This window comes from Burkholderia sp. MSMB2157WGS (assembly GCF_001532755.1).
Taxonomy (GTDB): domain Bacteria; phylum Pseudomonadota; class Gammaproteobacteria; order Burkholderiales; family Burkholderiaceae; genus Burkholderia.
Map to the genome: position 1 here is coordinate 252,446 of NZ_LPJG01000030.1, position 23,457 is coordinate 275,902.

A 23,457-nucleotide genomic window follows, 5' to 3' on the forward strand; every position below is an offset into this window, starting at 1 on the left:
ATTGCGGAACATTAAATGGACTATAAAAAGATTGTTTGATCCGGCGTGTGCGCGTACATTGCAGGTCCGCGCCAATGTTTGAGAAATATCAAGCGTGGTTTTCCCGAATCCGGTGTTCGAGAGAAGGAAACATGCACAACGACAACACCCCCCAATCGCGTCGTGACAACGACGCAGCCGCAACCGGCATTACGCGGCGTCAATGGCTGCAGGGCGCACTGGCGCTGACGGCGGCGGGCCTCACGGGCTCGCTGGCGTTGCGGGCCCTGGCCGACGATCCCGGCACCGCGCCGCTCGATACGTTCATGACGCTTTCCGAAGCATTGACCGGCAAGAAAGGGCTGAGCCGCGTCACCGGCCAGCGCTATCTGCAGGCCTTGCAGAAGGGCTCGTTCAAGACGGCCGACAGCCTGCCGCAGCTCGCCGGCGCGCTCGCATCCGGCTCGCTGAATCCCGACCAGGAATCGCTCGCACTGACGATTCTCGGCGCGTGGTATCTCGGCATCGTCGACAACGTCGTGATTACCTACGAAGAAGCATTAATGTTCAGCGTGGTGTCCGATACGCTCGTGATCCCTTCGTATTGCCCCAACAAACCCGGCTTCTGGGCCGAAAAACCGATCGAGAGGCAAGCCTGATGGCCGATACCGATACGCAAAAAGCCGACGTCGTCGTCGTCGGATCGGGTGTCGCCGGCGCGATCGTTGCACACCAGCTCGCGATGGCGGGCAAGTCGGTGATCCTGCTGGAAGCCGGCCCGCGCATGCCGCGCTGGGAAATCGTCGAGCGCTTTCGCAACCAGCCCGACAAGACCGATTTCATGGCGCCGTACCCGTCGAGCCCGTGGGCCCCGCATCCGGAATACGGCCCGCCGAACGACTACCTGATCCTGAAGGGCGAGCACAAGTTCAACTCGCAGTACATCCGCGCGGTGGGCGGCACGACGTGGCACTGGGCCGCGTCGGCGTGGCGCTTCATCCCGAACGACTTCAAGATGAAGACCGTGTACGGCGTCGGCCGCGACTGGCCGATCCAGTACGACGACCTCGAGCATTACTACCAGCGTGCCGAGGAAGAGCTCGGCGTGTGGGGCCCGGGCCCCGAGGAAGATCTGTACTCGCCGCGCAAGCAGGCGTATCCGATGCCGCCGCTGCCGCTGTCGTTCAACGAGCAGACCATCAAGAGCGCGCTGAACGGCTATGACCCGAAGTTCCACGTGGTGACCGAGCCCGTCGCGCGCAACAGCCGCCCGTACGACGGCCGGCCGACCTGTTGCGGGAACAACAATTGCATGCCGATCTGTCCGATCGGTGCGATGTACAACGGCATCGTCCACGTCGAGAAGGCCGAGCAGGCCGGCGCGAAGCTGATCGACAGCGCGGTCGTCTACAAGCTCGAGACCGGGCCGGACAAGCGCATCGTCGCCGCGATCTACAAGGACAAGACGGGCGCCGACCATCGCGTCGAGGGCAAGTACTTCGTGCTCGCCGCGAACGGCATCGAGACGCCGAAGATCCTGCTGATGTCCGCGAACCGCGATTTCCCGAACGGCGTCGCGAACAGCTCGGACATGGTCGGGCGCAACCTGATGGACCACCCGGGCACCGGCGTGTCGTTCTACGCGAGCGAGAAGCTGTGGCCGGGCCGCGGCCCGCAGGAGATGACGTCGCTGATCGGTTTCCGCGACGGCCCGTTCCGCGCGACCGAAGCCGCGAAGAAGATCCACCTGTCGAACATGTCGCGCATCAACCAGGAGACGCAGAAGATCTTCAAGGCCGGCAAGCTGATGAAGCACGAGGAGCTCGACGCGCAGATCCGCGACCGTTCCGCACGCTACGTGCAGTTCGACTGCTTCCACGAAATCCTGCCGCAACCCGAGAACCGCATCGTGCCGAGCAAGACGGCCACCGACGCGATCGGCATCCCACGCCCCGAGATCACGTATGCGATCGACGATTACGTGAAGCGCGGCGCCGTGCACACGCGCGAGGTCTACGCGACGGCCGCGAAGGTGCTCGGCGGCACCGACGTCGTGTTCAACGACGAGTTCGCGCCGAACAACCACATCACGGGCGCGACGATCATGGGCGCGGATGCACGCGACTCGGTCGTCGACAAGGACTGCCGCACGTTCGACCATCCGAACCTGTTCATCTCGAGCAGCTCGACGATGCCGACCGTCGGTACGGTGAACGTGACGCTGACGATCGCGGCGCTCGCGCTGCGGATGTCGGACACGCTGAAGAAGGAAGTCTGACCGTGCGGAAATCTACTCTCACCTTCCTCCTCGCCGGCTGCCTCGCGCTGCCCGGCCTCGCACGCGCGGCCGATTCGGCCGATCCGGCGCAGGTCAAGCGCGGCGAATACCTCGCGGTCGCGGGCGACTGCATGGCGTGCCACACGGCGAAGGGCGGCAAGCCGTTCGCGGGCGGCCTCGGCATGCCGGTGCCGATGCTCGGCAAGATCTATACGAGCAACATCACGCCCGATCCCGATACGGGCATCGGCACCTGGACGTTCGACGACTTCGAGCGTGCGGTGCGTCACGGCGTGTCGAAGAACGGCGACAACCTGTACCCGGCGATGCCGTACGTGTCGTACGCGAAGATCAACGACGACGACGTGCAGGCGCTGTACGCGTACTTCATGCACGGCGTCGAACCGGTCAGGCAGGCGCCGCCGAAGAACGAGATTCCCGCGCTGCTGAGCATGCGCTGGCCGCTGAAGATCTGGAACTGGCTGTTCCTGAAGGACGGCGTCTACCAGCCGAAGCCGGCGCAGAGCGCCGAGTGGAACCGCGGCGCGTATCTCGTGCAGGGCCTCGCGCACTGCAGTACGTGCCACACGCCGCGCGGCATCGCGATGCAGGAGAAGTCGCTCGACGAAACGGGCGGCAGCTTCCTGTCGGGCTCGGTGCTCGCCGGTTGGGACGGCTACAACATCACGTCCGACCCGAACGCGGGGATCGGCGGCTGGACGCAGCAGCAACTCGTCCAGTACCTGCGCACCGGCAGCGTGCCGGGCCTCGCGCAGGCGGCCGGCCCGATGGCCGAGGCGATCGAGCACAGCTTCTCGAAGATGACCGAAGCCGACATCGGCGCGATCTCGACGTACATCCGCACGGTGCCGGCCGTGGCCAGCGGCGACGCGAAGCAGTCGCGCTCGTCGTGGGGCAAGCCGGCCGAGGACGGCCTGAAGCTGCGCGGCGTCGCACTCGCGTCGTCGGGCATCGATCCGGCCCGGCTGTATCTCGGCAACTGCGCGACCTGTCACCAGATGCAGGGCAAGGGCTCGCCGGACGGTTACTACCCGCCGCTGTTCCACAACTCGACGGTCGGTGCGTCGAATCCGACCAATCTCGTGCAGGTGATCCTGAACGGCGTGCAGCGCAAGGCCGGCAGCGAGGACGTCGGGATGCCGGCGTTCCGCCACGAGTTGTCGGATGCGCAGATCGCCGCGCTGACGAACTACCTGACCGGGCAGTTCGGCAATCCGGCCGCGAAGGTGACCGAGCAGGACGTCGCGAAGCTGCGCTGACGCGGCACGGCGACGAAGCAGGGCGACAACGTAACAGAGGAGGAGCACAGCACATCGGGCGGGCCCCGATGCCGGTTGTTGCAGAGCGGGGCGGGCGGCGCGGATGGCCGTCCGACCCGGTTCACAGGCAATCCGGTGCGTGCGATAGCGCGCATCGTTTTCGTTGATCACACCATGACACCGAATCAACCGTTTCTCGCGTCCCAGCGCGATGTGCTGCTGCTGCTTGCCCGAATCCTGATCGTGATCCTGTTCGTGATGTTCGGCTGGAAGAAGATTATCGACTTCTCCGGTACGATCGCGTTCATGGGTAGCGAGGGCGCGCCGGCGCCGATCATCTCGGCGGCGATCTCCGTCGTGATGGAGCTGTTCGTCGGGATTGCGATCCTCGTCGGCTTCCAGACGCGGCCGCTCGCCCTGTTGCTTGCGCTGTATACGATCGGCACCGCCGTTATCGGTCACCACTACTGGACGATGACGGGCGGCGAGCAGATCAACAACATGATTCATTTCTACAAGAACGTCGCGATCTCGGGCGGCTTGCTCGCGCTCTGCGCGGCCGGCCCCGGACGTTTTTCGCTCGATCGCGGATAAGCAGACCCGAGGCGCGTGCATGGGGCGCGCGTCGGACGGTCGAGACTTCGAGGGGGCATCATTTTGCGACTCAAATACTTCGCATGGCTGATTGCGGCCGCCACGCCGGCGGCCGCGTTTGCACAGACGAGCGTCACGCTGTACGGCCGGATCGACGGCGGCGTCGAATACCTGAATCACATCGCGAAGCCGAACGGCGGCAGCGGGACGCGCTGGAGCGCGGAAAGCGGCGACTGGGGCACCAGCATGTTCGGGTTGAAGGGCGTCGAGGACCTCGGCGGCGGGCTGTCGACGGTGTTCAATCTGGAAACCGCGTTCCAGGTGATGAACGGCCAGACGGGCGGCGGACGCATGTGGTCGCGGCGCGCGTACGTCGGGTTGAAGAGCAACACGTGGGGCCAGTTGCAGGCCGGCCGCAACCTGTTCATCGACAGCGACGGCGTGTGGGAATTCGATCCGTTCGTCCAGCAGGCGTTTTCGTCGGCGTCGCTCGTGCGTGGCCGCAACTGGCAGCAGACCAGCAACAACATCGAATATCACAGCCCGGTGATCGGCGGCTTCGACGTGCAGGCGCAATACGCGTTCGGCAACCAGTCACGCGGCTTCAACTACGGCGCGGCCGACGATTTCGGCCGCTCGGACGGGATCATGATCTCGTACCACTCGCCGGTGCTCGACGTGCGCGGCATCTACGACGAGCTGCGCGACAACAACGGCAAGTTCAGCAATATCTTCACCGCGTCGCGCGAGTACTTCGTCGGCGCGAACGTGAAGGTGTCGAAGTTCAAGATCCAGGGGGCGTATACGCACTACCAGGCGCCGGACAGCCCGGCCGGTGTTGCCGATCGTGCCGATCACTACTGGCTCGGCGCGACCTATTCGGCGACGCCGCAGTGGGCCGTGACGGGCGGCGGGTATTACGTGAAGGTGGGTGACGGCGGCGGCGATGCGTCGCACGACCCGTCGGGGCACGCGATGATGTACGTGCTCGGCACCACGTACAACCTGTCGAAACGCACGTTCCTGTACGGCACGGTCGCGTATGTGCGCAACGGCGGGAATTCGAATTTCTCGCTGCTCGCGACGCCGCGTGACGCAACGTCGGGGACGAGCCCGATGACGGGCGAGTCGCAGACGGGTGCGTATGTGGGGATGATGCATACGTTCTGAGTGGTGCAGCGCCGGAGACGCAAAAGGCACGGGTGATTGACCCGTGCCTTTTTCATTTGCGGCATGCGGCGGCTTCGGCCGCACCGTCCGCCGCTCAATCCAGCGCCTTCCCCGCCTTCTCGTCCATGCAGCGAATCGCAAGCAACGTCATCGCGCCACACCCAATCGCATACCAAGCCGGCGCATTCGGATTTCCGGTCGACGCGATCAACCACGTGACGAAGAACTGCGCGAAGCCGCCGAAGATCGCGACGCCGACGCTATACACCAGCGCACCGCCCGTCGCACGCACGGCCCGCGGAAACAACTCGCCGAGCATCGCGCCGGTCGCACCGATGTTGATCGCATGCACGATCGACAGCGCGGCGATGATCGACAGCAGCGACGCGGCGCCCGGCCAGCGATTCAGTGCGATGAACGCCGGGTAAATCGCGGCCATCAGCACGATGCGTGTCCACCAGACGATCCGGTTGCGCCCATACACGTCCGACAGAAGGCCGCCGATCGGCGTCACGAGCATCAGGATCGCACCGGCGACGCAGCCGGCCGTCATCGACAGCCAGGTCGGCAAGTGCAGCACCTGCACGCCATAGATCGCCATGTAGAACACGATGATGTAGTGGATCGACGTGCCGCCGATCGTCACGCCGAGGCCCGCGAATACGGCCTTGGCGTGATGGCGCAGCACGTCGGCGAGCGGCAGCGATGCGACCGGCTCGTCGTGTGCGGCGGCTGGCGCGGCGGCAGGCACTTCCTCGACGGTGCGGCGCAGCCAGTAGCCGAGCGGTACGAACAGCGTGCCGATGATGAACGGCACGCGCCAGCCCCAGCTTTCGAGTTGCGCGGCGCTCAGCGTCGACGTCAGCGCGACGCCGGTGAGTGCGCCCGCGAGCGCGGCGAGCCCCTGGCTCGAGAACTGGAACGACGCATAGAAACCGCGACGATGCTGTGGCGCCTGTTCGAGCAGCAGCGTCGTCGATGCGCCGACTTCGCCGCCCGACGCGAACCCCTGCAGCAGCCGGGCGAGCACGAGCAGCAGCGGCGCGGCGATGCCGATCTGCGCGAAGGTCGGCGCGACCGCGATCGTCGCGGTACCGAGCGCCATCAGCAACAGCGTGAGGATCATCGCCTTCTTGCGGCCGGCGCGGTCCGCATACATGCCGATCACGAGCCCGCCGAGCGGACGCGTGACGAAGCCGACGCCGAAGCTCGCGACCGCGAGCATCAGTTGTCCGAACGATGAATGCACGGGGAAGAACAGCTTGCCGATCAGGATCGCGAAGAAGCTGTAGACCGTGAAGTCGTAGAACTCGAGCGCGTTGCCGACGGCGGCGGCGGCGATCAGCCGGCGTTTCTTCGCGGTGGCGCGAGCATCGGCCGGCGTGCCGGCGAATGAAATGGCGGACGTTTCCATGGGGTTCCCTTGCTTGGAGCGCGGAACTGCGTGATGAAGGGTCGTCAGGCCGCGAGCCAGGCTTCGGCGACGCGAACCCAGTAGCTCGCGCCGATCGCGAGGATGTCGTCGTTGAAGTCGTAGCCGGGGTTGTGCACCATGCAGCCGCCCTTGCTGCCGATTCCGTTGCCGATGAACGCGTAGCAGCCGGGGCGCGCTTCGAGCATGAACGCGAAATCCTCGCTGCCCATCAGCGGCGTCGTGTCGGTTTCGACGCGCTCCGCGCCGAGCATCCGGCATGCGATGTCGGCCGCGAACGCGGTCGGTTCCGCGTGATTGACGAGCACCGGGTAGCCATAGTCGTAGTCGACTTCCGCGGTGACGCCGAAGCTTTCCGCCTGGCCCTTCACGAGCGCTTCGATGCGGCGCGCGAGCAGGGCGCGCACGTCGGCGCTCAGCGCGCGCACCGACAGCTTCATCACGACGGTTTCGGGAATGATGTTGAACGTCTCGCCGGCTTGCACGCTGCCGACGGTGATCACGGCCGCATGCTGCGCGTCGACCTCGCGTGCGACGATCGTCTGCAGCGCGACCATGATGCTGCCCGCGGCCGACATCGGGTCGCGCGCGAAATGCGGCATCGCGCCGTGGCCGCCGACGCCGCGCAGCGTGATCGTCACGCGGTCGGCGGACGCCATCGCGGCGCCGGTGCGGAACGCCATGTCGCCGGCCGCGCGGCCCGGCATGTTGTGGATCGCGAAGATCGCGTCGCACGGGAAGCGGTCGAACAGGCCGTCGTCCATCATCGCCTTCGCGCCGCCGAAGTTTTCCTCGGCGGGCTGGAAGATCAGATTCAGCGTGCCGGAGAATTGGCGCGTTGCCGCGAGGTGGCGCGCCGCACACAGCAGCATCGCGGTGTGGCCGTCGTGCCCGCATGCATGCATCTTGTTCGCATGACGGCTTGCGTAGGGCAGGCCCGTGGTTTCCGAGAGCGGCAGCGCGTCCATGTCGGCGCGCAGCCCGACCGTGCGCGTGCCTTGCCCTTCGCGCAGCACGCCGACCACGCCCGTCTTGCCGATTCCGCGATGCACTTCGTAGCCCCAGCCGGTCAGCAACTCGGCGACGAGATCGCTCGTGAGCGTCTCTTCGAAGGCGAGTTCGGGGTGGGCATGGATGCGACGGCGCACCTCGACGAGCTCGGGGGCGATCGCGGCGATGCCTGGAATGACGGGGTTCACGGCTTGCAGCATGGAGTCTCCTGTGGGGCCGGTGGGGCGTTTGACGCGCATATGACGACCAAGCATATAAATTTCTTTTGGGTACCAGAAGCTGCTAAATTGCTTTGGTGCACACCGTCGGTTGCCGCTCGGGAATACCCTGAGCCATGGCGCGGCCGGCCGCACGGGGTTTCCACGGATCACGCATTGCCGCCATGAAATACCATCAGCTGAAAGCGTTCGTCACCGCCGCGGAAGAAGGCAGCATTCGCGCGGCCGCGCGGCGCCTGAACGTGTCGCCGGCTGCGCTCACGAAGGCTGTCAAGGAGCTGGAGATCGCGCTCGGCGTATCGCTCGTCGTGCGCACCGCGCGCGGCGTGCAGCTCACCGCGTTCGGCCAGCAGCTGCAGGTGCGCGCGCGGCTGATCGTCGCCGAAATGCAGCGCGCCCGCGACGACATCGAGCAGGCACAGGGCGCGATGACGGGTTCCGTTGCGGCGGCGATCACGCCGGCGGCGGCGGTGACGATCCTGCCCGACGCGTTTCGGGCGTTCCGGCGCCGCTTTCCGGTGGCGCGCGTCAATCTGGTCGAAGGATTTCCCGGCGTCGCACTGCCGCGCCTGCACGACGGTTCGCTCGATTTCGCGGTGGCCGTCGTCGTCCCCGAACTGCTGGCGGCCGAGTTCGATCACGCGGAACTCTATGCGAGCCGTTCGCTGATCGTCGCGCGCAAAGGGCATCCGCTTGCGTCGGCCACCTCGCTCGCCGATCTCGTCGAAGCCGACTGGCTGATGAATCCGTCGCCGGAAAGCTCGACGCAGGTGCTGTTCAACTCGTTCGTCGCGTACGGGTTGCCGGTGCCGACGCGCGTCGTCGAATGCCCAAGCTTCGGTCTCGCGCACAGCCTGATGACCGGTTGCGACCTGATCGCGTCGATGCCGGAGCAATTGTTGCAAGGCGACTGGGCGCGCGACCAGCTCGCGGTGCTGCCGATTCGCGAGCGCTTGCCGGGCGTATCGGTGCAGGTCGTCACGCGCCGCGACAGCCCGCTGACACCGGCCGCGGCGATGCTGCTCGATTGCCTGCGCGATTCCGCGCGACGCAAGGGGCTGCGGTGAGCCGGCGCCTCGCGCAAATAACGTAGTGATCCTGACGATCATGGGACCGGCATGTGCCGGCCGCATGCCATTCCGGCGCACGTCGCGCGAGCCGGTATCATAGCGGCCGGCCAGCCGCTACGGTCCGCCGCTACGGCCGGCCTCCCACTCCATCGCCATCCGGCATCCAGCAATCAGAGGCATCACATGACCAGTGCAACCCAATTCGACAACGTATCGGTCGTCAAGCGCGCGAACGTCTATTTCGACGGCAAGTGCGTGTCGCATACCGTGCTCTTCCCGGACGGCACGCGCAAGACGCTCGGCGTGATCCTGCCGTGCGCGCTCAACTTCGGCACGGATGCGCCCGAATTGATGGAAGTGCAGGCCGGCAAGTGCCGCGTGAAACTCGACGGCAGCAGCGAATGGCAGACCTACGGCGCCGGCGAATCGTTCTCCGTGCCGGGCAAGAGCCGCTTCGACATCGAAGTGCTCGAGACGCTCGATTACGTCTGCAGCTACCTGTAAGACGCTTTTCGCGCAGCAAAGAAAAAGCCCCGCCGAAGCGGGGCTCGTCGCAAACGGATGGCGCGAGGCCATCCGGAGCGCCTGTTCTCGTTACATCGTTACAGGCAGGCGTTGATGTCGCCGGCGGATGCTGCGTCGCCGCGCACGCCGACCCACGTCTTCGCACCCGGCTGCCACGACGGACGAACCATCGCGGCGGCGCCGTTCGGCGGCTGCTGGCCCGGTGCGTACACGTCGGTCGCCAGGCCGTTGGCCAGCACGTTCTGCGAGATCACCTGTTGTTGCGACTTGTCGGCCCAGGTCTTGGCGATGCACGCCGAGACGTCGGGTGCCGCCTTCTGGCTTTGTCCCACGTTCTGCACGGCAGGTTCGGCGGCATGAGCAGAAATTGCCACGGTCAATGCGATGAGCGGTAAGTATTTCGCGTTCACGTTATCTCCCTCGAGTCGTGATTGATTGAGTGGGATGCGCAGCAGTGCTGCGTGCTAGTGAGATCGCATCTGGCAGGCTCGGTTCCGGTCATTCCGAAACAAGTTGTTAACGTGCTTGCCAAACGGCGGCTCGGATGCTGCAGCATGTTGCTGCGGCGCGGCATGCGTCGCGTACGGCTCGACGTCATGCGTGGCGCGGTCGGTGCGCTGCCCGGTCGTGGTGTGGTGAGGTGACGGCCGCGGCGGACGGCATGTGCGTGCATGCCGTGCCGCGACTCTTTATCTGATGACGAAGTGGAATGGCTGATGAATGGCCCCGTCGCATGAGCACCATGATGACAAACTTTCGCTTGCCGAATTGTTAACCAACTTTAAACGGAGAAGAGGGCCGCGCCGCGATGCGGCGCGCGACGGGCGCGCGGCATCGTGCAGCGACGTGAGGCGGGCAAGCGGTGCGCGGCCGGGCGCCGCGCACGCGAGGCGTGTCAACCAGGCTTGCGCGAGCGGGCGTCGCGCAGGTTGGGCGGGACGACCGGGCGGAAGCGCTCGCGCTTGTGTTCGTCGTCGAAGTGCTGGCGTGCCGGCTTGATCAGGTCGCTGCGCGACACGATGCCCGCGATGCGCAGCGATTGCTCGTCGGCGACCACCGGCAGGCGCTCGAGGCCGAGCATCGCGAGGCGCGACGCGACGACGCGGCACGTTTCGTGCGCCAGCGCGACGGCCGGTGCGCGGTCGGTGAACGCGGCCGAGATCGGCGCGTCGGCGCCGGCCCGTGCACGCTGTGCGTCGAGCGTCGCGCGATCGACGAGGCCGAGCAGGCGGCCGTTCTGCACGACCGGATACGCGCGGTGCGTCTGCTTCGCGCCGAAGTATTGCGTGTCGACGGTAGCGAGCGTCGCGGAACCGTCGATCGCGACGAGCCGATCGGCCGACGTCATCACTTCGCCGACGTCGTGCCGCTCGAGCGGATCGACGCCGTATTCGCGATAGATGTGGTAGCCGCGGCGTGCGATCTTTTCCGTCATGATCGAGCGCTTCATCGCGATGGTCGCGAAGCCGTGCGCGACGAGCGTTGCGGCGAGCAGCGGCAGCAGCGCGTTGGCGTCGTGCGTGAGGCCGAAGGCGAACACGATCGCGGTGAGCGGGGCGCCCAGCGTCGCGCCGAGCGTCGCGGCCATGCACACGAGCGGCCACAGCACCGGATCGCCGCCCGGCAGCACCGGCGACAGCACGGTGCCGAGGCCGGCGCCGAGCATCAGCAACGGGGCGAGCACACCGCCCGAGGTGCCCGAGCCGAGCGCGATCACCCACATCACGGCTTTCACGATCAGTAGCGCGAGCGCGACCTTCAACGCGATGTGCTGGTGCAGCAGGTCGCCGATCACGTCGTAGCCGACGCCGAGCGCGCGCGGCTCGAGCCAGCCGCCGATGCCGATCACGATCGCGCCGAGTGCAGGCCACCACATCCAATGCACGGGCAGCTTCGCGAAGGTGTCCTCGACGCGGTAGAGCGCCGCCGACAGGCCGCACGCGAGCATGCCCGACAGCAGGCCCGCGACGATGCACGACAGCAGCGCGACGGGTGTCGGCGCGGCGGTCGTCACCGGAAACAGCGGATCGACGCCGAAGAACACCGCGCGTGCGAACCCTGCGACCGCGCACGCGAGTGCGACCGGCAGGAAACTGCGCGGACGCCATTCGAACAGCAGCAGTTCGACCGCGAGCAGCACGGCGGCCACCGGCGTGCCGAACACGGCCGTCATGCCGGCGGCCGCACCGGCGACGAGCAGCGTCTTGCGCTCGGCGGCGGTCACGTGCACGCATTGCGCGATCAGCGAGCCGAGCGCGCCGCCCGTCATGATGATCGGGCCTTCGGCGCCGAACGGGCCGCCGCTGCCGATCACGATGCCGGACGACAGCGGCTTGAGAATCGCGACCTTCGGCGACATGCGGCTCTTGCCGAACAGGATCGCCTCGATCGCTTCGGGAATGCCGTGGCCGCGGATCTTTTCCGAACCGAAACGCGCCATCAGGCCGACGATCAGCCCGCCGATCACCGGCACGGCGATCACCCATGCGCCGAGCGTGTTGTTCGCGGGCGAATGGTCGGCGAACGAGAACTGCTGGAAGAAGAACAGGTTCGTGAACAGGTGGATCAGGCTCAACAGCACGAACGCGGCAAGCGTGCCGAGCAGGCCGATCCCGGCGGCAAGCAACGCGATCCTGGGCAGGCGTTCGTTGATCGAGAAATCGCGTTTGTGTGGTGCGTTCATCGGCGTGGCGAGGGCAAGGGTCAGTAATCGATCTGGGGAACCTGGAACGTGTCCTTGAGCGACTTCAGCTCGGCGCGGTGCATGGCCGCGAGACGGGCGAGCAGCGTTTCGCCGGCCTGTTCGAGGTGGACTTCGACCTGGCGACGGTCGGCCTCGCTCGGCTTGCGCTTCACGAGCCCGAGCGCTTCGCAGCGCGTCACCAGCGCCACGACGCCGTGGTGCTGCGCCTGCAGGCGTTCCGCGAGCTCGCCGATGGTCGCCCATTCGCGATGCGGATAGCCCTTGATGTGCAGCAGCAGCAGGTATTGCAGCGGCGTCACGCCTTCGCTTTGCGCGGCGCGCTCGGAGAAGCGCTCGAAGCGGCGCATCTGGTAGCGGAACTCGGACAGTTGCTGGAAATCGCTTTTCGCGAGCGCGCGTCGGGTATCGTTCATCGAGGTCGGGCAGTCGGTTACGGTGGCGGTAAATATATCACAACATGATATAAATGGCCGAAATACCGCTGAATGGTTGCATTCTGTGTTTCGCAGGCGGTGACGGCGCGGGATGCGCGCTACGCGGCCTCGAGCATCCGGGTCTGCCGATAAAGGCCCGTGACGAGATCGGTCTGCGTGATGATGCCGACGAGCCGGCGCGACGCATCGACGACCGGAATATGGTGGTGGCCCGAATGCGTGAACAGCGGCACGAGCGCCGTGATCGGCATCGTTTCCGGCACCGACGCGACGTCGCGCGTCATCACGGACGCGACGCTCGCGGGCTGGCCGCCGAACGAGTGCGGCAGCCGCGCGGACAGGCGCTGCCACAGTGGGGTCGGACGGCGCAACTGGCGCGTGAGGTCGGCGCGCGTGACGATGCCGGTCAGGCGGCCTTCGCCGTCGACCACGGGCAGCGCCTTCACGCGGTGTCGGTCGAGCAGCGTCAGTGCGGCCGCGATCGACGTCGACGGCGCGACCTCGATCGCATTCTTCGTCATCAGGTCCGCGCACTTCAACTGGCCGAACGTGCGCGTATAGGCCTGCATTTCGGTTTCGCGCAGCAGCGCTTCGAGATCGTCCGGATCGACGTCGAGCCATTCGCTGCGACGTTTCAGCACCGCGTCGAGGTCGCCGCGCGTGAAGCCGCCGCGCGCCGGTGCGGCGCCGGCCTGCTGTTTCGCTTCGGGGCGCACGCCGCCGTGCGGATAGCGGTGCCCGGTCAGCGCGTGATAGACGAGCGCGGCCGACAGCAGGATCGCCGATTGCAGCGCGATCGGCTGCAGGACGAAGCCGAAGCCGAGCGAATGGATCGCCGGGCCGCCGACCACGGCCGTGAGCGCGACGGCGCCCGACGGCGGATGCACGCAGCGCAGCGCGAACATGCCGCCGATCGCGCAAGCGATCGCGACTGCGGCGGCCGTGATCGGATCGGCGATCCATTGCGCGCACGCGACGCCGACCGTCGCCGCGACGAGATTGCCGCCGATGATCGACCACGGCTGCGCGAGCGGGCTCGCCGGCACTGCGAACAGCAGCACGGCCGACGCTCCCATCGGCGCGACGAGCAGCGGCACGAGGCCCGGCACGCCGGGCAGCAGCCGCATCGTGACGCCGACCGTCGCAATGCCCACGAGCGCGCCGGTGCACGAGCGCAGGCGCTCGCGCCAGCCGAGCGTCATCGGATGGGGAATGAAGCTGTGCAGCCATTGCCGCAACGTGCGGCGCGACGGGGAGGAACCTGACGACATGGACGGTAAGCGGTAGAGATGACGACGCGGGGCGGGGCGACGAGCGCGAAATTATATCGCGTTGTGATACATGTTGTCGCGCCGCATCAAGCCGTTGCACGCGCGCGATGCACGAGTCTTGCAAATACCTTTCATCGGGTGGAAGCTTCCGCACGCGTAACCGCGCAAATTTGTCTGCAGCGGCGTACAATTCGGCGCAATCAATTCCCCCCGTCATGCCAGAACCCCGTCCGCGATGCCCGCTCTCCCGCCTTTTTCCCGGCACGGCGATCGATTCGGCGCGGTTCGCGGCCGCGTTCCGTTACCCCTCTGACGCGAGCGCCGCCGACGCCTCCCCACTGACTTTCCCCAAGCCAATTCAATGGACATGCTCGAAAACATGCGCCTGTTCGTGCGCGTTGTCGAAGCCGGCAGCTTTACCGCGGTCGCGAAGGAAATCGACGCGACCACCGCACAGGTGTCGCGCGCCGTCTCGAACCTCGAGGCCCACGTACAGACGCGCCTGCTGCATCGCACGACCCGCCACCTCGGCCTGACCGAAAGCGGCGAGCGCTATTTCGAGCGCGCGAAATCGATCCTCGCGGAACTCGACTACGCGAACGCGGAGGCTCGCAACGCGTTGTTGCGGCCGAGCGGCAAGATGCGCATTCATGCGATGACGGGGCTCGGGCAGAGCCATGTCGTGTCGTCGATCGTGCGCTACCAGGCGGACAACCCCGACGTGTCGGTCGAGCTGACGCTGGCGCAGCGGATGCCGAATCTGGTCGAAGAGGGCTACGACGTGTCGATCGTGACGGCGTCGCAGTTGCCCGATTCGGGCTATGTCGCGCAGACCTGCGGCACGAGCTGCAGCGTGCTCGTCGCATCGCGCGAATATCTGGCGCGGCACGGCACGCCGCACACGCCCGACGATCTGCCGAACCACGTGTGCCTGCGTCTCGACACGCCCGCGTCGCCGGCCGGCGAATGGCGGCTCGAGCGCAGCGACGGCGAGGAAACCGTCTACGCGCTGCAGCCGGCGCCGTTCCAGGTCAACGTGCCGGACGCGCTGTGCGTCGCGGTGCGCGCCGGGCGCGGGATCGCGTGCGTGGCGCTGTATACGGTGCTCGACGATATCCGCGAAGGGCGCCTGATCCGCGTGCTGCCCGAGTACCGGCTGCAGACGGTGAGCGTCTATGCCGTCTACGCGACGCGCCGCTATCTCGATGCGAAGATCCGCACCTTCCTCGATCACTTGCGCACGACGCTCACGCCGGCGCTGGAGAACGATCTGCGCGAGCTCGACCGGCTCACGACGGAGCATATGCCGGGCGGCCGCCAGCCTGCGTGACGGCGCGTGCGTGCCGCCGCGCCGCTCATGCGGCCGGCGCGATGCGGATCCGCTCGAAGCGGCCCGCGAGCCAGACATACGCCGCAATGCCGATCAGCCCGTGCGCGGCGACGAACCATAACGCGCCGGCGAACGAGCCGGTGCTGGCGACGAAGTAGCCGATCACGAGCGGCGTGACGATGCCGGCGATGTTGCCGAGACCGTTGAAGACGCCGCCGCTCAAGCCGATCATGCCTTCCGGCGCCGTGTCGGCGAGCACCGCCCAGCCGACCGCCGCGAGCCCCTTGCCGAAGAACGCGATCGTCATCAGCGCGATCACGACCGCGTTCGACGATGCGCCGTTCGCGAGCACGAGCAGCGTCGCCATCGCCATCCCCGCGACGAACGGCGTCTTGCGCGCCCTCGACGGATGCATGCCGCGCCGGATCAGCCAGTCCGACAGCACGCCGCCGAGCACGCCGCCCGTGAAGCCGCAGATCGCCGGCAGCGCGGCGACCCAGCCGGCTTCCATGATCGTCATCCCGCGCCCCTTGATCAGGTAGATCGGGAACCACGTGATGAAGAAGTAGGTGAGGGCCGTGATGCAGTACTGACCGATGTAGATCGCCCACAGGTTCCGGTGGCGGAACAGCTGCGACACGTCGCGCCAGGACGTGCGCGACCGCTCGCGCACGCGATTCGCCTCGAGATCGACGAGCGCGCCGTGGGCGCGCAGGTGGTCGCGCTCCGCGTCGGTCATGCGTGGGTGGCCGTGCGGCTCGCGATACCACGCGAACCACAGCACGGCGAACGCGATGCCGAGCAGCCCCATCCACAGGAATACGTGCTCCCAGCCGAGCGCATGCGTGAGCCACGCCATCGCCGGCGTGAACAGCACGACGGCCATGTATTGCGCGGAATTGAACAGCGCCGATGCGGTGCCGCGTTCGGCGGTCGGGAACCAGCATGCGACGATCCGCGAATTGGCCGGAAACGCCGGCGATTCGACGAGGCCGAGCATGAAGCGCATCGCGAACAGCGCGAGCGTCGCGGCCGCGCCTTGCACGGCGAACGCGCCGACCGTGCCCTGCAGCATCGTGAATACCGACCACAGCAACAGGCTCAGGCCGTACACGCGTCGCGCGCCGAAGCGGTCGAGCAGCCAGCCGCCCGGGATCTGACCGATCGCATAGGCCCACGCGAACGCCGAAAAGACGACGCCGAGCTGCACGGGCGTGAGCCCGAGGTCGTGCGCGACGCCGGTGCCGGCGATCGACATCGTCGCGCGATCCGCATAGTTGACGACGGTGACCGCGAAAATCAGCGCGAGGACCGCATAACGGACCCGGCCGATCGTGCGCGCGGCGGCGGGCGAGGCGGCGACGGCAGCGCCGCTGAATCGATTGGACATGCGTGTCTCCTGGCCTCCGTCGCGCGGAGGCATCCGGTGTTGTAACGAGAGGGCGGTGCCGCGCTCAGCGCGTGACGCTGGTCGGCGGGCGCTGGCCCGCGAAGCACGCGGCGAGGTTGGCGAGCACGATGCGGCCCATTGCCTCGCGCGTTTCGTGCGTGGCGCTCGCGCGGTGCGGCTGCACGACGACGCGGTCGAGTTCGAGCAGCGCGGCCGGCACGTGCGGTTCGTTCGCGAACACGTCGAGACCGGCGCCGGCGATCGTGCCGTCGGCCAGTGCGCGCACGAGCGCGGCTTCGTCGACCAGCTTGCCGCGCGCGACATTGATCAGGAATCCTTTTGGACCGAGCGCGGCGAGCACGTCGGCCGTCACCAGCACGTTGCCGTGATCGGCCGAGGCTGCGATCACGAGCACGTCGCTGTCGCGCGCGAGCGCGGCGAGGTCGGGCACGAAGCGATAGCCGCTGTCGCGATGTTCGCGTGGGCCGAAGTAAGCGACGGGCATCCGGAACGCCTGCGCGCGCAGCGCGATCGCGCGTCCGACGCGGCCGAGCCCGACGATGCCGAGACGCTTGCCGGTGACCTGCGTCGCGAGCGGCTGGGCCGTTTTGCCCCAGCGGCCGGCGCGCACGATGCGCTCGCCCGCGCCGAGGTCGCGCAGGGTCGTCAGGATCAGCCCCAGCGCCATGTCGGCGACGTCGTCGGTGAGCACGTCGGGGGTCGTCGTCACGTGGATGCCGCGTGCCCGGGCGCGCTCGAGATCGACCGCGTCGGTGCCGATGCCGTTGATCGCGACGATCTCGAGCGCGCCGAGCCGGTCCATCAGCGCGGCGGACAGGCCGTTCGCGCCGCCGGTCACGACGCCGCGAATGCGCGGCGCCACGCGATCGAGCAGCGCGTCCGGCCGCTCGGTCGCATACAGCCGGTGCACGATGTAACGCGCGGACAGTTCGGCGTCGATGGTGTCGGGCAGCGGCTGGGTCAGCAGGATGTCGATGGGCATGAAGGTCTCGGTCGTCGTGCGCGGCACGGGCTGCGCATCAGGTGGAACCGAGTATAGAAATCGAATCGATATCGGTCTAACATCAAAAGACTATCGATTGATTCAAGATTTGAATGATTGAACTCCATCAGCTTCGCTGTTTCGTCGCGGTGGCCGAAGAGTTGCATTTCGGCCGTGCGGCCCGGCGGCTCTTCATGACTCAGCCGCCGCTCAGCCGGCAAATCCAGTTGCTCGAGCACGCGCTCGGCATCGCGCTGCTCGAGCGCAGTAGCCGGCAGGTCAGCCTGACCGCGGCCGGCGAACGCTTCCTGCGCGACGCGCGGCACATCCTCGAATTTTCCGCACGGGCCGAGCAGGCCGCGCAGCGCGTCGCGCATGGCGGGGCCGGGCGCATCACGCTCGGTTTCACGGCCGTGAGCGCGTACCGGATGATCCCGGTGCTGCTCGCGCACGCGGCGCATGCGTTGCCGGACGTCGACGTCGAACTGCGCGAGATGGTGTCGACCGTGCAGATCGACGCGCTCGCGTCGCGGATGCTCGACGCGGGCTTCGTGCGCCAGCGCGCCGCGCGCCAGCCGCTCGAATACCGGCTCGTGCAGCGCGAACCGATGCTCGTCGCGGTCGCGGAAGGCGCGCCGCTCGCGGCCTACGAGCAGATCGGTCCGGACGAGCTCGACCGGCAGCCGTTCATCGCGTATTCGCCGAACGAGGGCAAGTATTTCCACGACATGATTTCGGGGATGTTCGCGGGCGTCGGGCGGCTGCCGAACTACCTGCATTACGTCGGCCAGACGCATACGATCCTCGGCCTCGTGCGCGCGGGGCTCGGCGCGGCGCTGGTGCCCGCGTCGGCGCGCGAGCTTCATGTGGACGGCGTGGTGTTCCGGCCGCTGGCGGGCGTCAACGTGGCGGCAGAGTTGTATCTCGCATGGCGCGCGGACAACGACAATCCGGCGCTGCCGGTGTTCAACGCGATGGTCGAGCGGTTTCTGACCCAGAGTACGGACGACACGGGCGTTTAGCTGCGCTTGCTCGCGCGAGCGGGTGCCGGCCGCAGGTAACGCGCCGTCGAGCCGGAAGCTTCGTGCGATTGCAGCCCGGCAACGGCGGCGTGGAGCGAAGGAAGGGAAAGGAATCGCGCGGCCGTGCGGCGAGCATCCGCCGGCGCGCGCGCATCGGGACGTCAGTGGGTGATCGACAGGAACAGGTACGCGGCGAACAGCGCGACGTGCACGACGCCGTGCAGCACCGTCGTGCGTCCCTGGCTCAGCGTGAGCGTGCTGACCAGCAGCGTGAGCGCCAGCAGGACCGTTTCCATCGCGCCGATCCCGAGCGTGAGCGGCTGGCCGACCCAGATGAACACGGCCGCGACGGTCGGGATCGTGAGCCCGATGCTCGCGAGCGCCGAACCCAGTGCGAGATTCATGCTGGTCTGCAGGCGGTTCGCCCGCGCGGCGGTGACGGCCGCGAGCCCTTCCGGCAGCAGCACGAGCGCGGCGATCACGATACCGACCGCGGCTTCGGGCGCGCCGAGTTTCAGCACCGCATGCTCGACGGCCGGCGACAGCAGCTTCGCGAGCAGCACGACCGCGACGAGGCTCGCGAACAGCAGCACCATGCTGATGATCGCGGTGCGGTTGCTCGGCGCCGCCGCGTGCACCGCTTCGTCCGCGCTGTCGTGCGCGGCGAGAAAGTAGTCGCGGTGGCGCACGGTCTGCACGAACACGAATGCGCCGTACAGCACCAGCGACGCGACGCCGGCGAACGCGAGCTGCGATTTCGAGAAAAACGGGCCGGGCGCGGCGTTCAGGTAGTTCGGCATCACGAGCGACAGCACCGACAGCGACGCGAGCACCGCGAGCGCCTTGCTCGCGCCGCGCCCCTGGAAGTCCTGTTCGCCGTGCTTCCATGCGCCGACCAGCAGGCAGATGCCGACGATGCCGTTACAGATGATCATCACGGCGGCGAACACGGTGTCGCGCGCGAGGCCCGATTTTTCGGGGCCCGCGCCGAGCATCACCGACACGATGAGCGCGACCTCGATGACGGTCACGGCGACCGCGAGCACGAGCGTGCCGAACGGTTCGCCGACGCGGTGCGCGACGACTTCCGCATGGTGGACGGCGGCGAACACGGCGCCGGCGAGCGCGGCGGCGAACACCGCGATGACGAGACCTTCGACCGGCACGACGCGCGACAGCGCGAGTACCAGCCAGGCGGCAAGCGGGGCCCAGAGGGTCCAGCGCGGGAGCTGGTTGGACGAGAGCGGCATGAGGGTTTCCTTATGCGAGTGGCGGCGCGCGACGCGCCGTCACGGGTTGACGAAGCCCGGCCGTACTATCCGCCGAACGAAGACGATGAAACCGAAGAGGGGCGGCACGCAACGGCGCAGCCCTGGGTTCGCTGCCGCGAGGCGGCGAGGGGCGCGGGCGGGCCGAAGCCCGTCGCGGGATGAAACGGTTCGAAGCGGTTGTCCGCGGACGGCAAGACGAGCGCCTGAGGCGACACGCGGGCCGGAAGCTCGATTCGACCCCGAAAAGGGCGATGGACGGCGATGACGGCGCGACACGCATTCCCCCTGAAATCCGGCAATTTGTCGAATTTTATCAGGCGTTCGGGGGTCACTATCTCATATTCGAATCCCTACGTTGACCTTTCGGTAAACAAAAAGTTGCCCCGACCTTTCGATTTTTTGTCGTTGCAGGTTTCGTAACGGTTTTTTGCAAGACACATTCGGGCTCGCCCTGACATAAATCTACCGACCGGTCGGTTTATAATCGCTCGCACTTCCACTTCATGACGGATCGCAAGCGATGGCTGTTTCCTCTGCACATTCGGTGAACTCGGGCGCACTCGCGCCGTCGGCCGTCGTCGGCGTGATCGGCGCCGGCGCGATGGGCGCAGGCATTGCGCAGGTCGCGGCGGCGGCTGGCCATGCAGTGCTGCTGTACGACCTGAGCGAGGCGGCCTGCGACAAGGCGCTGGCCGGCATCCGCGCGCAGTTCGCGCGGCTGGCGGAGAAGGGCCGGCTCGAACCGGCGCAGGCCGAGGCGGCCGGCAAGCGGGTCCGCGCGGTGCGCGCGCTGGCCGATTTCGCGGGCGCCGCGCTGATCGTCGAGGCGGCGGCCGAACGGCTCGACGTGAAGCGCGAGATCTTCGCGACCCTCGAACGCCATGTCGACGACGCATGCGTGCTGGCGACCAACACGTCGTCGATCTCGATCACGTCGATCGCGGCCGGGCTGCGCGTGCCGCAGCGCGTCGCCGGCCTGCATTTCTTCAACCCGGCGCCGCTGATGGCGCTCGTCGAGGTGGTCAGCGGGCTCGCGACCGCGCCCGACGTCGCCCGGATGCTTCATGCGACCGCCGCCGCGTGGGGCAAGCAACCGGTGATGGCGAAATCGACGCCGGGCTTCATCGTGAACCGCGTCGCCCGGCCGTATTACGCGGAGGCGCTGCGCGTGCTGAACGAGCAGGGCGGCACGCCGGCTTCGATCGACGCGGTGATGCGCGAAGCCGGCGGCTTCCGGATGGGGCCGTTCGAACTGATGGACCTGATCGGCCACGACGTGAATTTCGCGGTGACCGAGTCGGTGTTCCGCGCGTACTTCAACGACCCACGCTACACGCCGTCGCTGATCCAGCAGGAACTCGTGAATGCGGGCTTCCTCGGGCGCAAGTCCGGGCGCGGTTTCTATTCGTATGCGGACGGCGCGACGCCGCCCGCGCCCGATTTCGAGCCCGCGCGCACCGCGCCGGCCGAGGTCGCGCTGTTTGCACAGGACGGCCCGGCCGCCGCGCTGCATGCGCGCTTCGTCGACCGCATCGCGAACGCGCGGCGTAACGACGCGCATGCCGACGATCTGCTCGCCGTGGCCGGCCGCGCATCGATCGCACTGACCGACGGCCGGACGGCCGCCGCGCGCGCCGCGCAAACGGGCGTGCCGGATCTCGTGCTCGTCGATCTCGCGCGCGATTACGCGCAGGCCGGCCTCGTCGCGCTGACGCGCGCGCTCCAGTGCAGCGACGCGGCGTATGCGGACGCGGTCGGCCTGTTCCAGCAGGCGGGTTTTCGCGTCGTCGGCGTCGCGGACGTGCCGGGGATGGTCGCGATGCGCACCGTCGCGATGCTCGCGAACGAAGCGGCCGATACGGTGAACCAGGGCGTGTGCTCGCCGGCCGATCTCGATCTCGCGATGGAGAAGGGCGTGAACTATCCGTGCGGCCCGCTCGCGTGGGCCGATGCGATCGGCATCGGCCGCGTGCATCGCGTGCTGTCGAACCTCGCGGCGAGCTACGGCGAGGACCGCTATCGCGTGTCGCCGCGCCTCGCCGCGCTGCACGCGGCCGGTCGCACGTTCCGGTCGTGACCGCCTCGTCACCTCGAACACGCCAACGACATCACTCCATTGGAGGAGCACCCCGATGACTCACCCGACGCATCCCGCCGCCGCCCTCGAGCCGATCGAGACCGCCAGCCGCGACGAACTGCAGGCGCTGCAGCTCGAACGCCTCAAATGGTCGCTGCGCCACGCGTACGACAACGTCCCGCACTATCGGCGCACGTTCGATGCGGCGGGCGTGCATCCGGACGACCTGAAGTCGCTCGCCGATCTCGCGAAATTTCCGTTCTCGACCAAGAGCGACCTGCGCGACAACTATCCGTTCGGCCTCTTCGCGGTGCCGCGCGAGCAGGTCGTGCGCGTGCATGCGTCGAGCGGCACGACCGGCAAGCCGACGGTGGTCGGCTACACGGCGCGGGACATCGACACGTGGGCGAACGTGACCGCACGCTCGATCCGCGCGGCCGGCGGCCGCCCGGGCGATACGCTGCACAACGCGTTCGGCTATGGCCTCTTCACGGGCGGTCTCGGGATTCACTACGGCGCGGAGCGGCTCGGCTGCATGGTCGTGCCGATGTCCGGCGGGCAGACCGAGAAGCAGGTGCAATTGATTCGCGATTTCGCGCCGAAGATCATCCTCGTCACGCCGTCGTACATGCTGAACCTGATCGACGAGATGGTGCGGCAGGGGATGGACCCGGCCGAATCGTCGCTGAAGATCGGCATCTTCGGCGCCGAGCCGTGGACGCAGGCGCTGCGCGACGAAGTGGAAACGCGCGTGGGCATCGACGCGCTCGACATCTACGGGCTGTCGGAAGTGATGGGCCCGGGCGTCGCGTGCGAATGCGTGGAGACGAAGGACGGCCCGGTGATCTGGGAAGATCATTTCTACCCGGAGATCATCGATCCCGTCACCGGCGAAGTGCTGCCCGACGGCAGCCAGGGCGAGCTCGTGTTCACGTCGCTGACGAAGGAGGCGATGCCGGTGATCCGCTACCGCACGCGCGACCTCACCGCGCTGCTGCCGCCGACCGCGCGCGCGATGCGGCGCCTGGCGAAGATCACGGGCCGCTCCGACGACATGCTGATCGTGCGCGGCGTGAACGTGTTCCCGAGCCAGATCGAGGAGATCGTCGTCGCGCTGCCGCAGTTGTCGGGCCAGTTCCAGATCACGCTGTCGCGCGACGGTCACATGGACCGGCTCGACCTCGCGGTCGAGTTGCGTTCCGAAGCGGCGGCGTCCGTCACCGACGGCGAGCGCGCGGCGCTCGCGCGCGAACTGCAGCACCGGATCAAGACGATGGTCGGCGTGTCGTCCGGCGTGACGGTGCTGGCGGCCGGCGGCATCCCCGCGACCGCGACCGGCAAGGCGCGCCGCGTGATCGATCGCCGCCAGGCCGCCTGATTTCGACGTGTGCGTCGTTT

At 67.5% G+C, this 23,457-nt stretch carries 20 protein-coding genes; 11 read left to right on the forward strand and 9 right to left on the reverse strand.

The window, feature by feature from the left end:
• The first annotated feature begins 131 nt into the window (after positions 1 to 131).
• The 5 genes from WT53_RS19695 (at position 132) to WT53_RS19715 (ending at position 5,301) form a co-directional block, all read left to right on the forward strand.
• Positions 132 to 638 (forward strand): sugar dehydrogenase complex small subunit, encoded by a 507-nt coding sequence (locus WT53_RS19695; protein WP_034204693.1) that lies wholly within the window; start codon positions 132 to 134, stop codon positions 636 to 638.
• Positions 638 to 2,257 (forward strand): GMC family oxidoreductase, encoded by a 1,620-nt coding sequence (locus WT53_RS19700; RefSeq protein WP_034204694.1) that lies wholly within the window; start codon positions 638 to 640, stop codon positions 2,255 to 2,257. The genes WT53_RS19695 and WT53_RS19700 overlap by 1 nt, the downstream gene beginning before the upstream one ends.
• 2 nt (positions 2,258 to 2,259) lie before the next feature.
• On the forward strand, positions 2,260 to 3,537 hold the full coding sequence (locus WT53_RS19705) for a cytochrome c (protein WP_034204695.1): 1,278 nt from the start codon (positions 2,260 to 2,262) through the stop codon (positions 3,535 to 3,537).
• A gap of 174 nt (positions 3,538 to 3,711) precedes the next feature.
• Complete coding sequence (locus WT53_RS19710; RefSeq protein WP_034204696.1) at positions 3,712 to 4,131, forward strand: DoxX family protein; 420 nt, start codon at positions 3,712 to 3,714, stop codon at positions 4,129 to 4,131.
• 63 nt (positions 4,132 to 4,194) lie between these two features.
• On the forward strand, positions 4,195 to 5,301 hold the full coding sequence (locus tag WT53_RS19715; protein ID WP_034204697.1) for a porin: 1,107 nt from the start codon (positions 4,195 to 4,197) through the stop codon (positions 5,299 to 5,301).
• 94 nt (positions 5,302 to 5,395) lie between these two features.
• On the opposite strand, the gene WT53_RS19720 is transcribed toward WT53_RS19715, so the two are convergent.
• Positions 5,396 to 6,715 carry an MFS transporter gene (locus WT53_RS19720; RefSeq protein WP_034204698.1) on the reverse strand — a complete coding sequence of 440 codons (1,320 nt, stop codon included), beginning with the start codon at positions 6,713 to 6,715 and terminating at the stop codon, positions 5,396 to 5,398.
• A gap of 44 nt (positions 6,716 to 6,759) precedes the next feature.
• Positions 6,760 to 7,944, reverse strand: coding sequence for a M20 aminoacylase family protein (locus WT53_RS19725; protein ID WP_060261155.1), 1,185 nt, complete (start codon positions 7,942 to 7,944; stop codon positions 6,760 to 6,762).
• Between the two features lie 182 nt (positions 7,945 to 8,126).
• Here WT53_RS19725 and WT53_RS19730 point away from each other — a divergent pair, with 182 nt between their 5' ends.
• Both WT53_RS19730 and WT53_RS19735 read left to right on the forward strand, forming a co-directional pair.
• Complete coding sequence (locus WT53_RS19730; protein WP_034204700.1) at positions 8,127 to 9,029, forward strand: LysR substrate-binding domain-containing protein; 903 nt, start codon at positions 8,127 to 8,129, stop codon at positions 9,027 to 9,029.
• A gap of 186 nt (positions 9,030 to 9,215) precedes the next feature.
• A complete protein-coding gene (locus WT53_RS19735; protein WP_006478890.1) occupies positions 9,216 to 9,536 on the forward strand; it encodes a pyrimidine/purine nucleoside phosphorylase in 321 nt (106 codons plus the stop codon).
• A 98-nt stretch (positions 9,537 to 9,634) separates the two neighbouring features.
• Here WT53_RS19735 and WT53_RS19740 read toward each other — a convergent pair whose 3' ends face one another.
• From WT53_RS19740 to WT53_RS19755, 4 genes are all read right to left on the reverse strand, one after another.
• Positions 9,635 to 9,967: a hypothetical protein gene (locus tag WT53_RS19740; RefSeq protein WP_052100110.1), complete on the reverse strand. Its 333-nt coding sequence runs from the start codon at positions 9,965 to 9,967 to the stop codon at positions 9,635 to 9,637.
• A 485-nt stretch (positions 9,968 to 10,452) separates the two neighbouring features.
• Positions 10,453 to 12,240 carry a chloride channel protein gene (locus WT53_RS19745; protein ID WP_034204701.1) on the reverse strand — a complete coding sequence of 596 codons (1,788 nt, stop codon included), beginning with the start codon at positions 12,238 to 12,240 and terminating at the stop codon, positions 10,453 to 10,455.
• A gap of 20 nt (positions 12,241 to 12,260) precedes the next feature.
• Positions 12,261 to 12,674 (reverse strand): MarR family winged helix-turn-helix transcriptional regulator, encoded by a 414-nt coding sequence (locus WT53_RS19750; protein ID WP_034204702.1) that lies wholly within the window; start codon positions 12,672 to 12,674, stop codon positions 12,261 to 12,263.
• Positions 12,675 to 12,793: 119 nt separating this feature from the next.
• Positions 12,794 to 13,966, reverse strand: a complete 1,173-nt coding sequence (locus tag WT53_RS19755) for an HPP family protein (protein WP_034204703.1) — start codon at positions 13,964 to 13,966, stop codon at positions 12,794 to 12,796.
• Positions 13,967 to 14,327: 361 nt separating this feature from the next.
• On the opposite strand from WT53_RS19755, the gene WT53_RS19760 reads away from it, so the two are divergent.
• On the forward strand, positions 14,328 to 15,296 hold the full coding sequence (locus WT53_RS19760) for a LysR family transcriptional regulator (protein WP_060261158.1): 969 nt from the start codon (positions 14,328 to 14,330) through the stop codon (positions 15,294 to 15,296).
• 25 nt (positions 15,297 to 15,321) lie between these two features.
• Here WT53_RS19760 and WT53_RS19765 read toward each other — a convergent pair whose 3' ends face one another.
• Both WT53_RS19765 and WT53_RS19770 read right to left on the reverse strand, forming a co-directional pair.
• The gene (locus tag WT53_RS19765; RefSeq protein ID WP_034204705.1) at positions 15,322 to 16,686 is read right to left on the reverse strand and encodes an MFS transporter; all 1,365 of its coding nucleotides are present in this window, start codon (positions 16,684 to 16,686) and stop codon (positions 15,322 to 15,324) included.
• A gap of 64 nt (positions 16,687 to 16,750) precedes the next feature.
• A complete protein-coding gene (locus tag WT53_RS19770; protein WP_034206170.1) occupies positions 16,751 to 17,689 on the reverse strand; it encodes a 2-hydroxyacid dehydrogenase in 939 nt (312 codons plus the stop codon).
• 113 nt (positions 17,690 to 17,802) lie between these two features.
• Here WT53_RS19770 and WT53_RS19775 point away from each other — a divergent pair, with 113 nt between their 5' ends.
• Complete coding sequence (locus WT53_RS19775; RefSeq protein ID WP_060261161.1) at positions 17,803 to 18,711, forward strand: LysR substrate-binding domain-containing protein; 909 nt, start codon at positions 17,803 to 17,805, stop codon at positions 18,709 to 18,711.
• 161 nt (positions 18,712 to 18,872) lie between these two features.
• Here WT53_RS19775 and WT53_RS19780 read toward each other — a convergent pair whose 3' ends face one another.
• Positions 18,873 to 19,961, reverse strand: a complete 1,089-nt coding sequence (locus WT53_RS19780; RefSeq protein WP_034204707.1) for a calcium:proton antiporter — start codon at positions 19,959 to 19,961, stop codon at positions 18,873 to 18,875.
• Between the two features lie 541 nt (positions 19,962 to 20,502).
• On the opposite strand from WT53_RS19780, the gene WT53_RS19785 reads away from it, so the two are divergent.
• Both WT53_RS19785 and paaK read left to right on the forward strand, forming a co-directional pair.
• A complete protein-coding gene (locus WT53_RS19785) occupies positions 20,503 to 22,059 on the forward strand; it encodes a 3-hydroxyacyl-CoA dehydrogenase (protein WP_060261164.1) in 1,557 nt (518 codons plus the stop codon).
• A gap of 55 nt (positions 22,060 to 22,114) precedes the next feature.
• Positions 22,115 to 23,437: a phenylacetate--CoA ligase PaaK gene (gene paaK / locus WT53_RS19790; RefSeq protein WP_034204709.1), complete on the forward strand. Its 1,323-nt coding sequence runs from the start codon at positions 22,115 to 22,117 to the stop codon at positions 23,435 to 23,437.
• The last annotated feature ends 20 nt before the right edge of the window (positions 23,438 to 23,457 follow it).

Bases quoted from the DNA above. Each gene is read 5' to 3' on its own strand.
- WT53_RS19695 (WP_034204693.1), top strand. From the start codon at position 132: ATGCACAACGACAACACCCCCCAATCGCGTCGTGACAACGACGCAGCC.
- WT53_RS19700 (WP_034204694.1), top strand. From the start codon at position 638: ATGGCCGATACCGATACGCAAAAAGCCGACGTCGTCGTCGTCGGATCG.
- WT53_RS19710 (WP_034204696.1), top strand. From the start codon at position 3,712: ATGACACCGAATCAACCGTTTCTCGCGTCCCAGCGCGATGTGCTGCTG.
- WT53_RS19720 (WP_034204698.1), bottom strand. From the start codon at position 6,715: ATGGAAACGTCCGCCATTTCATTCGCCGGCACGCCGGCCGATGCTCGC.
- WT53_RS19725 (WP_060261155.1), bottom strand. From the start codon at position 7,944: ATGCTGCAAGCCGTGAACCCCGTCATTCCAGGCATCGCCGCGATCGCC.
- WT53_RS19730 (WP_034204700.1), top strand. From the start codon at position 8,127: ATGAAATACCATCAGCTGAAAGCGTTCGTCACCGCCGCGGAAGAAGGC.
- WT53_RS19735 (WP_006478890.1), top strand. From the start codon at position 9,216: ATGACCAGTGCAACCCAATTCGACAACGTATCGGTCGTCAAGCGCGCG.
- WT53_RS19745 (WP_034204701.1), bottom strand. From the start codon at position 12,240: ATGAACGCACCACACAAACGCGATTTCTCGATCAACGAACGCCTGCCC.
- WT53_RS19750 (WP_034204702.1), bottom strand. From the start codon at position 12,674: ATGAACGATACCCGACGCGCGCTCGCGAAAAGCGATTTCCAGCAACTG.
- WT53_RS19755 (WP_034204703.1), bottom strand. From the start codon at position 13,966: ATGTCGTCAGGTTCCTCCCCGTCGCGCCGCACGTTGCGGCAATGGCTG.
- WT53_RS19760 (WP_060261158.1), top strand. From the start codon at position 14,328: ATGGACATGCTCGAAAACATGCGCCTGTTCGTGCGCGTTGTCGAAGCC.
- WT53_RS19765 (WP_034204705.1), bottom strand. From the start codon at position 16,686: ATGTCCAATCGATTCAGCGGCGCTGCCGTCGCCGCCTCGCCCGCCGCC.
- WT53_RS19770 (WP_034206170.1), bottom strand. From the start codon at position 17,689: ATGCCCATCGACATCCTGCTGACCCAGCCGCTGCCCGACACCATCGAC.
- WT53_RS19775 (WP_060261161.1), top strand. From the start codon at position 17,803: ATGATTGAACTCCATCAGCTTCGCTGTTTCGTCGCGGTGGCCGAAGAG.
- WT53_RS19780 (WP_034204707.1), bottom strand. From the start codon at position 19,961: ATGCCGCTCTCGTCCAACCAGCTCCCGCGCTGGACCCTCTGGGCCCCG.
- WT53_RS19785 (WP_060261164.1), top strand. From the start codon at position 20,503: ATGGCTGTTTCCTCTGCACATTCGGTGAACTCGGGCGCACTCGCGCCG.
- paaK (WP_034204709.1), top strand. From the start codon at position 22,115: ATGACTCACCCGACGCATCCCGCCGCCGCCCTCGAGCCGATCGAGACC.